Source organism: Micromonospora tarapacensis (genome assembly GCF_019697375.1).
Taxonomy (GTDB): domain Bacteria; phylum Actinomycetota; class Actinomycetes; order Mycobacteriales; family Micromonosporaceae; genus Micromonospora; species Micromonospora tarapacensis.
Window position 1 is genome coordinate 5,003,380 of sequence record NZ_JAHCDI010000004.1, and the last position, 11,998, is coordinate 5,015,377.

Annotated in this window: 14 protein-coding genes; 6 read left to right on the top strand and 8 right to left on the bottom strand. The window is 71.4% G+C overall.

What is annotated here, in order from left to right; all coding sequences use genetic code 11:
• Position 1 precedes the first annotated feature (1 nt).
• The 3 genes from KIF24_RS29005 to KIF24_RS29015 form a co-directional block, all read right to left on the bottom strand.
• Positions 2–694, bottom strand: a complete 693-nt coding sequence (locus KIF24_RS29005; protein WP_221086729.1) for a response regulator transcription factor — start codon at positions 692–694, stop codon at positions 2–4.
• A 70-nt stretch (positions 695–764) separates the two neighbouring features.
• Positions 765–1,277 (bottom strand): hypothetical protein, encoded by a 513-nt coding sequence (locus KIF24_RS29010; protein WP_221086730.1) that lies wholly within the window; start codon positions 1,275–1,277, stop codon positions 765–767.
• 85 nt (positions 1,278–1,362) lie between these two features.
• Positions 1,363–2,535, bottom strand: a complete 1,173-nt coding sequence (locus KIF24_RS29015; protein ID WP_221086731.1) for a thiolase family protein — start codon at positions 2,533–2,535, stop codon at positions 1,363–1,365.
• 101 nt (positions 2,536–2,636) lie between these two features.
• Between KIF24_RS29015 and KIF24_RS29020 the strand changes: the two genes are divergently transcribed.
• A complete protein-coding gene (locus tag KIF24_RS29020) occupies positions 2,637–3,068 on the top strand; it encodes a PH domain-containing protein (protein WP_331461320.1) in 432 nt (143 codons plus the stop codon).
• Positions 3,069–3,076: 8 nt separating this feature from the next.
• On the opposite strand, the gene KIF24_RS29025 is transcribed toward KIF24_RS29020, so the two are convergent.
• Positions 3,077–3,988: a rhomboid family intramembrane serine protease gene (locus KIF24_RS29025; RefSeq protein ID WP_221086732.1), complete on the bottom strand. Its 912-nt coding sequence runs from the start codon at positions 3,986–3,988 to the stop codon at positions 3,077–3,079.
• A gap of 139 nt (positions 3,989–4,127) precedes the next feature.
• Positions 4,128–4,655 (bottom strand): peptidylprolyl isomerase, encoded by a 528-nt coding sequence (locus KIF24_RS29030; RefSeq protein WP_221086733.1) that lies wholly within the window; start codon positions 4,653–4,655, stop codon positions 4,128–4,130.
• A gap of 59 nt (positions 4,656–4,714) precedes the next feature.
• On the opposite strand from KIF24_RS29030, the gene KIF24_RS29035 reads away from it, so the two are divergent.
• Positions 4,715–5,521: a hypothetical protein gene (locus tag KIF24_RS29035; protein ID WP_221086734.1), complete on the top strand. Its 807-nt coding sequence runs from the start codon at positions 4,715–4,717 to the stop codon at positions 5,519–5,521.
• A 46-nt stretch (positions 5,522–5,567) separates the two neighbouring features.
• Here KIF24_RS29035 and corA read toward each other — a convergent pair whose 3' ends face one another.
• The 3 genes from corA to KIF24_RS29050 all read right to left on the bottom strand — a co-directional run bounded on the left by corA (position 5,568) and on the right by KIF24_RS29050 (position 8,841).
• A complete protein-coding gene (corA, locus tag KIF24_RS29040; protein WP_221087607.1) occupies positions 5,568–6,626 on the bottom strand; it encodes a magnesium/cobalt transporter CorA in 1,059 nt (352 codons plus the stop codon).
• Positions 6,627–7,092: 466 nt separating this feature from the next.
• Complete coding sequence (locus KIF24_RS29045) at positions 7,093–8,187, bottom strand: aminotransferase-like domain-containing protein (RefSeq protein WP_221086735.1); 1,095 nt, start codon at positions 8,185–8,187, stop codon at positions 7,093–7,095.
• Between the two features lie 261 nt (positions 8,188–8,448).
• Positions 8,449–8,841, bottom strand: a complete 393-nt coding sequence (locus KIF24_RS29050; protein WP_221086736.1) for a CBS domain-containing protein — start codon at positions 8,839–8,841, stop codon at positions 8,449–8,451.
• Positions 8,842–9,038: 197 nt separating this feature from the next.
• Here KIF24_RS29050 and KIF24_RS29055 point away from each other — a divergent pair, with 197 nt between their 5' ends.
• Genes KIF24_RS29055 through KIF24_RS29070 form a run of 4 tightly spaced genes read left to right on the top strand, consistent with a single transcriptional unit; the run spans position 9,039 to position 11,919 of the window.
• The gene (locus KIF24_RS29055; protein WP_221087608.1) at positions 9,039–9,770 is read left to right on the top strand and encodes a phosphocholine cytidylyltransferase family protein; all 732 of its coding nucleotides are present in this window, start codon (positions 9,039–9,041) and stop codon (positions 9,768–9,770) included.
• The gene (locus tag KIF24_RS29060; RefSeq protein WP_221086737.1) at positions 9,758–10,825 is read left to right on the top strand and encodes an iron-containing alcohol dehydrogenase family protein; all 1,068 of its coding nucleotides are present in this window, start codon (positions 9,758–9,760) and stop codon (positions 10,823–10,825) included. Before KIF24_RS29055 ends, KIF24_RS29060 begins: the two co-directional genes overlap by 13 nt.
• Entirely contained in the window at positions 10,809–11,525 is a 717-nt protein-coding gene (locus KIF24_RS29065; protein ID WP_221086738.1) for a CDP-alcohol phosphatidyltransferase family protein, read from the top strand. The genes KIF24_RS29060 and KIF24_RS29065 overlap by 17 nt, the downstream gene beginning before the upstream one ends.
• Positions 11,526–11,538: 13 nt before the next feature.
• The gene (locus KIF24_RS29070) at positions 11,539–11,919 is read left to right on the top strand and encodes a hypothetical protein (RefSeq protein WP_221086739.1); all 381 of its coding nucleotides are present in this window, start codon (positions 11,539–11,541) and stop codon (positions 11,917–11,919) included.
• Positions 11,920–11,998: the final 79 nt, after the last annotated feature.

An 11,998-nucleotide genomic window follows, 5' to 3' on the forward strand; every position in this document is an offset into this window, starting at 1 on the left:
GTCAGCCATCGGCGGCGTACCCGACGCCCCGGTGAGTGCGGATCACGCTCGCCGGGCCGAGCTTCGCCCGGACCTGCGCCACGTGCACGTCGACGGTGCGGGTGCCGGCGTGCGCCGCGTACCCCCACACCCCGGCCAGCAGTTCCTCCCGGGTGAAGACCCGCCCGGGTCGGCTGATCAGGTGGGCCAGCAGGTCGAACTCGGTGGAGGTCAGTTGCACCGGCCGCCCGTCCGCGGTGACCGCCCGACGGCCGGGGTCGAGGGTGATCCGGCCGAGCGCGACGGGTTGTCCCGCCGTACCGGGCGGTCCCGCGGTACGCCGCAGCACGGCCCGCACCCGGGCGACGAGTTCGCGCGGGCTGAACGGCTTGGTGACGTAGTCGTCCGCGCCCAACTCCAGGCCGACGATCCGGTCCACCTCGTCGTCACGGGCGGTGAGAAAGATGACCGGGGTCCAGTCGGCGGCCTCGCGCAGGCGCCGGCAGATCTCGGTGCCGGCCAGGCCCGGCAGTGCGATGTCGAGCACGCAGGCCACCGGGCGCAGCCGGCGGGCCGCGGCGAGGCCGGCGGTGCCGTCGTGTTCGACGTGTACGCCGAAGCCGTCCCGGCTCAGGTAGAGCCGGACCAGGTCGGCGATGCTGGGCTCGTCCTCAACCACCAGGACCAGCCCGCGCCGAGGATGCTCGACGGTCACCGTGACATGATTGCCGATCGGTGTGGCTCGGCGACGTCAGGCAGTGTTCGGGTTCGGTAAGAACACCCGGTCAGCGGGCCACGACGGGCCGAAAGGTGGCAGCCCGGTCGGCGGGCGGCGGCTCGGCGACGGTCGCCACGACCCGGGGCTGCGCGCTGTGCACGCGGGTGCGGAAGGCGTGGTTGAGCAGCGCATCCAGCTGCCACACCTGCTTCGGGTGCCGGGTGCGGATGAGGAAACGCTCACGGATGCCGTCGATGGCGGTGGCGGCCAGTTCGACGCAGTGCAGTCGAGCGTCGGGGCTCCAGGTGACATGGCTCAGCTCACGCAGCTCGGTGTTGAGGTGCAGCCGCAGCCGGTGCAGCACCCGGGTCTGCCGGGTGACCACGATCCGTCGGTGGGTGAGCAGGAGGAGGTAGTCCCCGGTCACCGGGCGCTCAGGTCGGCTGCACCGGGTGACGAGGACGGTGGCGTCGCCGGAACCCACACAGCGACGAAACACCGGCATGTGACGGGTGGCGGTTTGTACCGCCAGACCGGCCTCGGAGGCGGCCGGAAGGAACGTTCGGGAGAAGACGTCCATGCTCTGCCCAACGATGGCGCTCGTTGGGTGACGTGGCTCACGGACATGCTTTTTGCAAATTCCACGTTACGGCGCGTGGCCGCGGTCAGAGCAGCTCGATGATTGTCGCGTTGGCCATCCCGCCGCCCTCGCACATGGTCTGCAGCCCGTAGCGGATGCCGTTGTCGCGCATGTGGCCGAGCATGCTGGTCATGATCCGGGCGCCAGACCCGCCGAGCGGGTGCCCGAGGGCGATCGCGCCGCCACGCGGGTTGAGCCGCTCCGGGTCCGCCTCGGTCTCCGCCAGCCAGGCCAGCGGCACCGGGGCGAACGCCTCGTTCACCTCGTACACCCCGATCTCCTCGATGCCCAGCCCCGCGCGGCGCAACGCCTTGGCGGTGGCCGGGATCGGCGCGGTGAGCATGGCGACCGGGTCGTCGGCGGCGACCACGGCGGTGTGCACGCGGGCCAGCGGGCGCAGCCCGTGCCGGCTGGCCCACTCGCTCGTGGTCACCGCGAGGGCGGCGGCGCCGTCGGAGATCTGTGAGGCCGAACCGGCGGTGACCACGCCGTCGGGGCGGAACAGGGTGGGCAGCTCGCCCAGCTTCTCCAGCGAGGTGTCCCGCCGGACGCCCTCGTCCGCGGCGAACGTGCCGCCGTCGGCCAGCGGCACCGGGGCCAGCTCGGCCTCGAACGCTCCGGCGTCCTGCGCGGCGGCGACCTTCTCGTGACTGGCCAGTGCGAACTCGTCGAGCTGGGTGCGGGACAGGCGCCAGCGCCGGGCGATCAACTCCGCGCCGACGCCCTGGTTGAACGGCAGCGGGGAGTCCGCCGCGACGCCCTCGACCCCCCGGTAGCGGGCCAGCACCTGCACACCGAACGGCATCCCGCCGGCCACGCTGGAGCCCATCGGCACCCGGGTCATCGACTCCACACCGCCGGCGACGACCAGGTCCGCCTGGCCGGAGAGCACGGTGGCCGCGGCGAAGTGCAGCGCCTGCTGGCTGGAGCCGCACTGCCGGTCCACCGTGGTGCCGGGCACCGACTCGGGCCAGCCGGCGGCCAGCACCGCGTTGCGGGCGACGTTCCACGACTGCTCACCGACCTGCGAGACGCAACCCCAGACCACGTCGTCCACCTGGGCCGGATCGATCCCGGTGCGCTCCACCAGGGCGCGCAGCACGTGCGCCGACAGGTCCACCGGGTGCGTGGTGGCCAGGCTGCCCTTGCGCCGCCCGACCGGGGTGCGAACCGCGCCGACGACAACCGCGTCACTCATGTCTACTCCCCGGTAACTTATGCTGGTCCCGATCCTACGCCCAGCGACCGGTCAACCTCCACGCCCTCGCCGGCCCGCCGCCGCGCTGGCATGCTGGTGCCGTGCCTTCCGAGACGATCGCCGGCCAGTGGCGGGTGCCACGGACCGTGCCGGCCCTCAAGCTGGCCACGGCTGCCCCACTGCTGGCCCTGGGACTGCTCCTCGCCCAGGGTGACCTGCTCCGGCCGGTGCTCGGCGGACTGGCCGCCGCGGTGCTCGTCGGCTGGGGCGTACGCGACCTGGTCGCGCCGGTGCGACTCGCCGTCGGCCCGGACGGGCTCAGTGTGCCGGCCGGGTGGACCGGGCGACAGCACCTGCCCTGGTCGGCGGTCGAGACCATCCGGGTGGAGCGTCGCTCGGGGCGGGCCCTCGCCGGCCCGGCGCTGGAGATCGACACGGGAGACTCCCTGCACCTGTTCAGCCGGCTCGACCTCGGCGCCGACCCCGCGGAGGTCGCCGACGCGCTGCACGCCGCCCGTGCCACGGCCGGCTGAGCCGGCGGTCAGCCCAGCAGGGCCACGGTGCGGACCAGGGCCAGCCCGAGCAGCGCCACCATGATGAGCGCGCCACCGATGAACTGCACCAGCGTCCGGCGGGACCGGGGGGCGTAGGCCAGCACCAGCGCCATCAGCCCGCCGAAGACCAGGCCGCCCAGGTGACCCGCGATCGAGATCTGCGGCACGGTGAAGGTGAAGATCAGGTTGATCACCAGGATGGGCAGGATGGCCGAGGTGTCCCGGCCGAGCCGTCGCATGATCACGAAGATCGCCGCGAAGAGGCCGAAGATGGCGGTCGACGCGCCGGCCGACATCTGGTTCGGTGCGCTGAACACGTACACGGCGACGTTGCCACCGAAGCCGGCGATGAGATAGAGGGCGGCGAAGCGCAGCGGCCCGAGCACCGCCTCCAGCGACCGGCCGAGCACCCAGAGCGCCCACATGTTGAGCAGCAGGTGCACCACGCCGTAGTGCAGGAACATCGCCGTGATCAGCCGGTACCACTGGCCCTCGGCCACCCCGCCGACGGTGCCGTCGAGGAACATCGCCCGACCCAGCACCGCGCCCCACTCGGTCAGCGGGGTGCCGCCGCCCATCAGCCCACCGAAGCCGGTGCCGCCGGCCGCCGCGTCCCCACCCCGGTCCGAGGCGATGGAGAGCAGCATCACCAGCAGGTTGACGGCGATCAGCGTCTTCGTCACGTAGCCGTGGCGACCGGCGGCACCGCCACCGAAGGCGGTACGCGCCGGCCGCACGCTACGACGTCCCTCCGCCACGCACTCCGGGCACTGGAAACCGACCGACGCCTCGTTCATGCAGTCCGGGCAGATGGACCGGTCGCACCGGGTGCATCGGACGTACGTCTCCCGCCCGGGGTGGCGGTAACAGGCCGGAGTGGTCGGCGGGGACTCGCTCACCGCTGGCCCCAGGTGCCCGAGCGCTCAATCATGCGTGCAAAGGTACCTCGATCCACCGGTCGGGCGACCCTGCCGTAGCCCGGGCTGTGCCGTCCCACCCGCGCCCAGGCCCGACCGGTGGGCTGGACCTCGACCCGGGTCAGGCCGAGCGCTCGATCTCGATGCGCTCGATGACGACATCCTGCAACGGGCGGTCACTCGGGCCGGTCGGGGTGTTGGCGATCGCCTCGACGACCTTCGCGGACTGCTCGTCGGCCACCTGCCCGAAGATGGTGTGCCGGTTGTTCAGGTGCGGCGTCGGCGACACGGTGATGAAGAACTGCGAGCCGTTGGTGCCCGGCCCGGCGTTCGCCATCGCCAGCAGGTACGGCCGGTCGAAGCGCAGCTCGGGGTGGAACTCGTCGGCGAAGGTGTAACCCGGCCCGCCGCGGCCGGTGCCGGTCGGGTCACCCATCTGGACCATGAACCCGCCGATCACCCGGTGCGAGATGGTGCCGTCGAAGTACGGACCGCTGCCCGGTTGCCCGGTCCGCGGGTCGGTGTACTCGCGGGTGCCCTCAGCCAGTTCGACAAAGTTGCGGACGGTCTTCGGCGCGTGGTTGGCGAAGAGTTCCAGCCGGATCGGGCCGGCGTTGGTGTGCACGGTGGCGTAGACAGCCTCGGCCACGGGTACTCCTTACTCGTTGGTCAGTTCCATGCGGATCCTCCCATGTGCCCGATCTGGACATGCGGAGGCATCCAAAGGTGGAGGATGAGAGCGAGCAACTCCCAGGAGGTGGGACCGTGTTTGGAATCCGGCGGCGCAAGACCCAGGGGCAACTGGCCCGGGCCGAGCTGAACCGCGGCATCGGTCACCTGAGGCAGGCCGCCACGCACGCGACGCGGGGGGCCGGCGACACGGTCGGCCCGCGGGTTCACGCGGCCCGCGGCGCGGTGGCACCGACGGCCGTCATCGTGCGGGACCGCGCGTCGAGCGGCCTCGCGACGACCGTCGCGGCGCTCGCGCCGATGACGCTCGCGGTGCGTCACGCGCAGGCCGAGGCGGCCGGCAGAGCCGTTGCGGGAAAGAAGGCCGCCGCCGCCAAGCAGGCCGCGGTCAGCAGGAAGGCGAAGAAGATGAAGGCGAAGAAGAAGTCCCGCCGCGGCGGGGTCATGACGGCCGGGCTGTTCGCCGCCGGTGCGGTGGCCGGGCTGGCCGGTGCGGTGGCCCTGCGGCGTCGTCGTGAGCAGCAGGAGTGGGCCGAGTACGACGCACGGACGGCGCTGGAGCCGATGCACGAGGAGGTGGAGACGATCGAGGTACGCACGGCCGGGCCGGCCGGTGCCGGCAAGGCCTCGACCGGAGCGGGCAGCTCGGCGGTGGCCGGCGGCGACGGTTCCGCCACCACCACGGCGACCGCGCCGTCCAAGGTGACACCGACCGAGAAGGTCCCGTCGGTCGCGGAGGGCGCCCGCACCGGCAGCGGCCGACCCGCCGACGACGTGAGCAAGGCCGCCAACAAGTCGGCCAGCAACTCCAACGGCCGCTCCTGAACCGGCCGTCCCCGCCGCCCGCCGCTCCTGCGGCGGGCGGCGGCGCTCAGAGCCAGTCGTTGCGGCGGAACCAGCGGTAGAGGGCCAGCGAGATGCCGAGCATCAGGGCCAGCACCACGGGATAGCCGTACGTCACCTTCAGCTCCGGCATGAACTCGAAGTTCATCCCGTAGATGCCGGCGATCGCGGTCCACACGGCGGCGATCGCGGCCCACGCCGCGATCTTGCGCATGTCGTTGTTCTGGTCGACGGTCACCTGGGCCAGCCGTGCCTGGAGGATCGAGTTCAGCAGGTCGTCGTACGAGTTGACCAGTTCGACGGTGCGGCTGAGGTGGTCCTGCACGTCACGGAAGTAACGGCGCACCTCCTTCGGCACGTCCCGGTTCATCTGGGTGGTCAGCACCAGCAGCGGGCGCTGCAACGGCATCACCGCCCGCTTGAACTCCACCAACTCCCGCTTCATCTGGTAGATCCGCTGGATCCGGCCGCTGGCCTGCCGGTCGAAGACCTCCGTCTCCAGCACATCCATGTCGTCCTCCAACTGGTCGGCAACCTCCAGGTAGAGGTCGACGATCCGGTCGGTGATCGCGTACGCGACGGCCCAGGGGCCGTGCAGCAGCAAGTCCTGCCGGGTCTCCAGCTCCTCACGGACCGGCGCGAGCCGGCAGGCGTCCCCGTGCCGGACGCTGATCACGAAGTGCGGGCCGATGAAGAGCATCACCTGCCCGGTCTCCACGACCTCGGAGTTCTCGGTCAGCTCGGTGTGCTCGCAGTACCTGGCGGTGCGCAGCACCAGGAAACTGACCTCGCCGAAGCGTTCCAGTTTCGGACGCTGGTGGGCCTTCACCGCGTCCTCCACGGCCAGTTCGTGCAGCCCGTAGGTGGTGGCGATCTCGGTCATCTCGGCGAGTTCCGGCTCGTGCAGCCCGAGCCAGACGAAGCCGGTCTCGGCGCTGCGGGCGGCGGCCAGCGCAGCGGCGTAGTCCCAGTCGCCGGCCTGTCGCCGGCCGTCGAGGTAGAGGGCGCAGTCGACCACCGCGCTGCGTCGCAGGCCGGCCGGTGTCTGCGCGGGTTGGGAACCGTCGGGGTTGAGCCGACGCGTCATGGCCCGCACGGGTGACCAGTCCCGGGGCCGCAGTGCCCGGCCGCCGTTGCGGGATCCGGCCCGGCCCGCATCGGGCGGCGGGCCGTCCGGGGAGGTCGTCGACCCTGGTTGCACCCGCTCTGTCATCACGCCCCCTCCCGCACCGGCCTGCGGCTTGCAGGGTACGCCGCCGGGCTGAGCACGGCCGTTCCGCGCGGCAGGGGTGGCGCCGGGCGGGCCGGACCGCATCGGGGGGTGAGGGGCGATCCGGCCCACCCGGCGCCGTGGGGGCGGGGTTGTGCTGCCGCGTCACACCGGCGTGCCGGGCGGCCGGGCCACACCGGGACGGGATCCGCAGCGGCCTGAGCCGGCCCGATCTCCCAATGCACGTGGTGAGTGACGCTCGCAGCATTGTGGGCCGCGAGCCGCCCCAGCGGGAGCCCCAGGGCGGCAAGGATCGCCGTTCTGTCAGAAACCCGACAGAAATTCAGGTGCGGACCGCATCCATCGCCTCGGCCAGTCGCCGGACACCCTCGTCGATCCGGTCCGCCGTCACCGCCGAGTAGGCCAGCCGAAGCGCGTGCCGCCCACCGTCGAGGACGAAGTCACTGCCCTTGACCACCGCGACGCCCCGCTCGGCCGCGGCCGGCGCGAGCCGGTCGACGTCGACGTCCTCGGGCAACTCGACCCAGAGGAAGTAGCCACCGTCCGGCTCCACGAACCGGGCCTCGGGGATGTGCCGGCGCAGCGACCCGGCAAGCACCGTGGCCCGCTCACCAAGGGCCGCCCGGACCGTGTCGATCGACCGCTCGACGTCCCCCGACACGCAGAACTGGTGCACGATGGCCTGCGAGACCATGCCCGGGGAGATGTAGAGGCTGGTGGCCTTCTTCGCGATGTCGCCGATCAGGTCCGCCGGGCCCACCAGGTAACCCACCCGCACCCCGGGGCAGACGGTCTTCGTGAAGCTGGACGCGTGCACGACGACCCCGCGAGGGTCCATCGACAGCATCGAGGGCAGCGCTTCGCCGCGGAACCGGATGTCCGCGTACGGGTCGTCCTCGAAGATCGTGAAGCCGAACTCGGCGGCGAGGTCGAGCAGCTCACGGCGCTTGTCCAGGGACAGCGTCACGCCCGCCGGGTTCTGGTAGTTCGGGATGACGTGCGCCAGCCGGGGGCACACCCCGGACTCCAGCAGCTTGCGCAGCTCGGCGGTGTCGATGCCGTCCGGCTGGATGGTCACGCTGTGCAGGTCGCTGCCCATCCGCTTCAGGTTCAGCAGGGTGCGGTCGTAGGTGGGACGTTCCACCACCACCGCGTCACCGGGCCGGACCAGGTGGTCGAAGAGGAAGGCGTCGGCCTGCAACGAACCGTTGGTGACCAACACCTGATCCGCCTCGACCCCGTGCTTCTCGGCGATCCACTTTCGCAGCGGGACGTAGCCGACCGAGGTGCCGTAGGCGGTCACCCCGGCGGGGTCGGCGTCGAAGGCGCGGACGGCGGCGGCCTTGAGCCCCTCGACATCGACGATGTCCAGCGAGGGCGCGCCACGGGCGAAGGAGATCAGCTGCTGGGCGGTCATGGCTGTTCAGCGTACGGGCGGAGGCGGCGCGTACGCGGACGGCACGGCGATGTCCGCATCCTGAGCCACCGGGACGGGTGAACGGGTACGCGCGGTGGCCAATCTGATCAACCCCGCGATCGCCGACCTGCCCGCTCCAGGCTTGCTCTGCTTCATGGAAGGTGGACATCGGTCGGAGGCGGCGAGGGTCACAGACCGTGTGAATTACCGACGGTCACCGAGGTGGTGGGCGCCGGTCGATGTCAGGGCAGCGCAACGTGGTCAGCCGGTGCCGACCATCCGGCTGGCCGCCCAGACCCGCATGATGTCGCGTACGGAGATGACGCCGGCGACCTCACGACCGTCGAGGACGACGAGGTGCCGGAAGCCGCCCCGAGCCATCGCCGCCGCCGCTTCCTCGATCGTCCACTCCGGCCCCGCGTAGACGACGTCCCAGGTCAGGTGGGCACCGGTCCGCTCGACGTCGCAGTCCAGACCGGCTCCGATCGCGTTGAGCACGTCGCGTTCGGTCATGATCCCGATCCCCTCGGAATCCGGGTCGATCACCACGGCCGAGCCGATGCCGCGCTCGGACATCATCCGCGCCGCCTGGCGGAGCGTGTGCTCCGGACCGACCACGAGGATCTCGCTGGACATTGCTTCCCGAACCTGCATGACACATCACCCCTTTGGGACGGCTGCACCCGGTTACCCGCAATGGTGGGCCCCGGAGGTTTCCAGGACAAGACCGGACATCGTCGGCGGGCACCTCGAACCGGTGCGGGGCATCGCCCGCTGACCGGCGGCAGCCGCCTCCCCGGCGGCGCTATCCTCCTTCGGTGAACGCAGCGAGAACAGGAACTGATGCCGGCATGGTCGGAATGGTGCTGGCAGCTGGCGCGGGCCGTCGGTTGCGCCCGTACACCGACACGCTGCCCAAGGCGCTGGTGCCGGTGGACGGCGAGATCACCATCCTCGACATCGCGCTGCGCAACCTGGCCGAGGTCGGGCTCACCGAGGTCGTGGTGGTGGTCGGTTACGCCGCAGACGCGGTCCGCGAACGCCAGGCCGACCTGGAGCGACGGCACGGCGTGACGATCACCCTGGTGCACAACGACAAGGCCGAGGAGTGGAACAACGCCTACTCCCTCTGGCTGGCCCGCGACTGGTTCGCCCGGGGGGTGCTGCTGGTCAACGGCGACACCGTGCACCCGGTCAGCGTGGAGAAGACCCTGCTGGCCGAGCAGGGTCCGGGTCTGCTGCTGGCGATCGACGCCATCAAGCCGCTGGCCGAGGAGGAGATGAAGACCACCTTCGACGCCGCCGGCCAGCTCACCCGGATCACGAAGCTGATGGACCCGGGCGAGGCGTACGGCGAGTACATCGGGGCGACCCTGATCGAACCGCACGTGGCCGGGGCGCTCGCCGAGGCGCTGGAGGCGACCTGGCGGCGCGACCCGGACCTGTACTACGAGGACGGGTACCAGGAGTTCGCCGATCGGGGCGGCGAGGTGCGGCCGGCCCCGATCGGGGACGTGGCATGGGTGGAGGTCGACGATCACGCCGACCTGGCCCGGGCGCGGGAGATCGCGTGCCGTTACTAGCCCGCACCGTCACCACGCCGCTGTCGATCGAGGTCCGGCGGGGTGCGGTGGCCAACCTCGGCGCGCTGCTGGCCGACCGGCGGATCTCCGGCGGTGGCGACGTCGCGGTGGTGGTCGGCCCGGGCCAGGGCGAGAAGATCGTCGAGTTGTGCCGGCCCTCACTCGGGTCGGCCGACGTCTTCACCGTCGCCGGTGGCAGCATCGACTCCGCCAACAAGCTGGGTGACCAGTTGCGCCGTCGCAACTACGACGCGGTCGTCGGCATCGGCGGGGGCAAGACCATCGACACCGCCAAGTACGCCGCGACCCGCTACGGCATGCCGATGGTCACCGTCGCGACCAGCCTCGCCAACGACGGCATCGCCTCACCGGTGGCGTCGCTGACCCACGAGGGCGGCAAGGGCTCGTACGGGGTACACATCCCGATCGCCGTGCTGGTCGACCTGGACTTCGTGGAGAACGGGCCGGACCGGCAGACCCAGGCCGGCATCGGCGACGCGGTGAGCAACCTGAGCGCCTGCGCCGACTGGGAGCTGGCCCACGAGGTACGCGGCGAGCCGATCGATGGCCTCGCCGTCACCCTGGCCCGCACCGGCGCGGAAGCACTGGTCAACCATCCCGGCAAGATCACCGACGACGGGTTCCTGATCACCCTGGCGGAGGCGCTGATCCTGGGCGGCATCTCGATGTCGATCTGCGGTTCCAGCCGGCCGGCCAGCGGCGGCGACCACGAGATCTCGCACGCCCTCGACCGCCTCCACCCGGGCGTCGCCTCGCACGGCGAACAGGCCGGTCTGGGCGCGCTGTTCTGCACCTTCCTCCGCGGCGACCTGGAACGGTTCGGCCAACTCGCCCGCTGCCTGCACCGGCACGGGCTGTCCACCCGGCCGACCGACCTCGGGCTCACCGACGAGCAGTTCGTCGAGGCGGTGGCCTTCGCGCCGCGGACCCGGCCGGACCGCTACACCATCCTCGAACACCTCGCGCTGTCCGACGACGACCTTCGCACCCGGCTGGGAGACTACGTTGACGCCCTCCGTGAGCACCTTGGCTGACCCCTCGCATCCCACGGTCGCCGACTTCCATCGGGTGAACCGCGGCGGTGGCCTGTTCAGCGAGGCGGTGAGCCAGTGGATCGGCGCGGTCTTCGCGCTGGTCGCCCAGCGCCTCGGGCTCCGTCCGACCGTGCTGACCATCACCAACCTGCTGCTCGGGCTGGCCACCTCGGTCACCGTGATCGCGCTGGCCGGTCCGGTCGCCGCCGGGGACGTGTCGGCCCGGATGGTCGGGCTGGTCGCCCTGGTCGGCTGGCAGGTCGCGTACGCCCTGGACTGCGCCGACGGTCAGCTGGCCCGGGTGACCGGGCAGGGCAGCGCGGCCGGCGCCCGGGTCGACGTGCTCTGCGACGTGGCCGCCCAGATCGCTCTGGTCGCCGCGCTGTCCGCCACGGTCGTGGCGCAGCGGCCGGGGACGGCGACGTGGTTGGTGGCGGCGTTCGCCGGCACCTGGATGGTCAACCTGGTCACCTCGGTGATGCAGTCCGGCCCGAACGCGGCCAGCATGGTCACCTCGACCTCGCTGCCGGTACGCCTGGTGAAGCTGATCCGCGACTACGGCGCGGTGATCTTCGTGGCCGCCCTGGTGCTGGCGCTCGCCCCGGCGCTCGCCTTCTGGGTAGTCGTCGGCTTCACCGTGGTCAACGGCGGTTTCCTGCTCGCCAGCATCGCCTTCTCGGCCCGCGCCTCGCTGCGCTGAGCCGCAGCGAGGCGTGGGTGACGATCGCATGGTGGCCGAAGCCGCCGGCGTTGTAGCTGACGCTGGTGACCGTGCCGGCGGCGATCGACCGCGCCGGATAACCAAGGATCTTGAGCTGGTCGATTCCTTCACGGTCAAGGCCAGCGATGTCCCCGGTAGTACGGTCGAGGGGTGCAACGTCTCCGTCCGCTCTAGGGAAGTTGTGATGACCAGAGAGACCGTGCTGTTCGTGGTGTGCCTGCTCGGCATGGCCGTGTCGTCATCGGTGCTGATCTTGCTTGTTCCGTCGCTGTTCCAGCCCGGTGAGCGGATCAGCCTCTGGGTAGTCGGGGTGCCTGCGTGTATAGCCGTGGGCTTCGCAGTCGGGAGCCTGCACTGGCGTCCGTCCCGCTAGTTGCTGGAGCACCTGCGCGGCTCCGTCCTCGGGTGCGCCGACCGAATCGCCAGGAGCCGGCTCGTGTCGATCGCCGCCG

What these genes read in the sequence shown, in the direction of transcription:
- corA (WP_221087607.1), bottom strand. Translation starts at nt 6,626, where the DNA reads ATGACGCGTCGGCTCAACCCCGACGGTTCCCAACCCGCGCAGACACCG.
- KIF24_RS29045 (WP_221086735.1), bottom strand. Translation starts at nt 8,187, where the DNA reads ATGACCGCCCAGCAGCTGATCTCCTTCGCCCGTGGCGCGCCCTCGCTG.
- KIF24_RS29010 (WP_221086730.1), bottom strand. Translation starts at nt 1,277, where the DNA reads ATGGACGTCTTCTCCCGAACGTTCCTTCCGGCCGCCTCCGAGGCCGGT.
- KIF24_RS29035 (WP_221086734.1), top strand. Translation starts at nt 4,715, where the DNA reads ATGCGGAGGCATCCAAAGGTGGAGGATGAGAGCGAGCAACTCCCAGGA.
- KIF24_RS29050 (WP_221086736.1), bottom strand. Translation starts at nt 8,841, where the DNA reads ATGCAGGTTCGGGAAGCAATGTCCAGCGAGATCCTCGTGGTCGGTCCG.
- KIF24_RS29015 (WP_221086731.1), bottom strand. Translation starts at nt 2,535, where the DNA reads ATGAGTGACGCGGTTGTCGTCGGCGCGGTTCGCACCCCGGTCGGGCGG.
- KIF24_RS29055 (WP_221087608.1), top strand. Translation starts at nt 9,039, where the DNA reads ATGGTCGGAATGGTGCTGGCAGCTGGCGCGGGCCGTCGGTTGCGCCCG.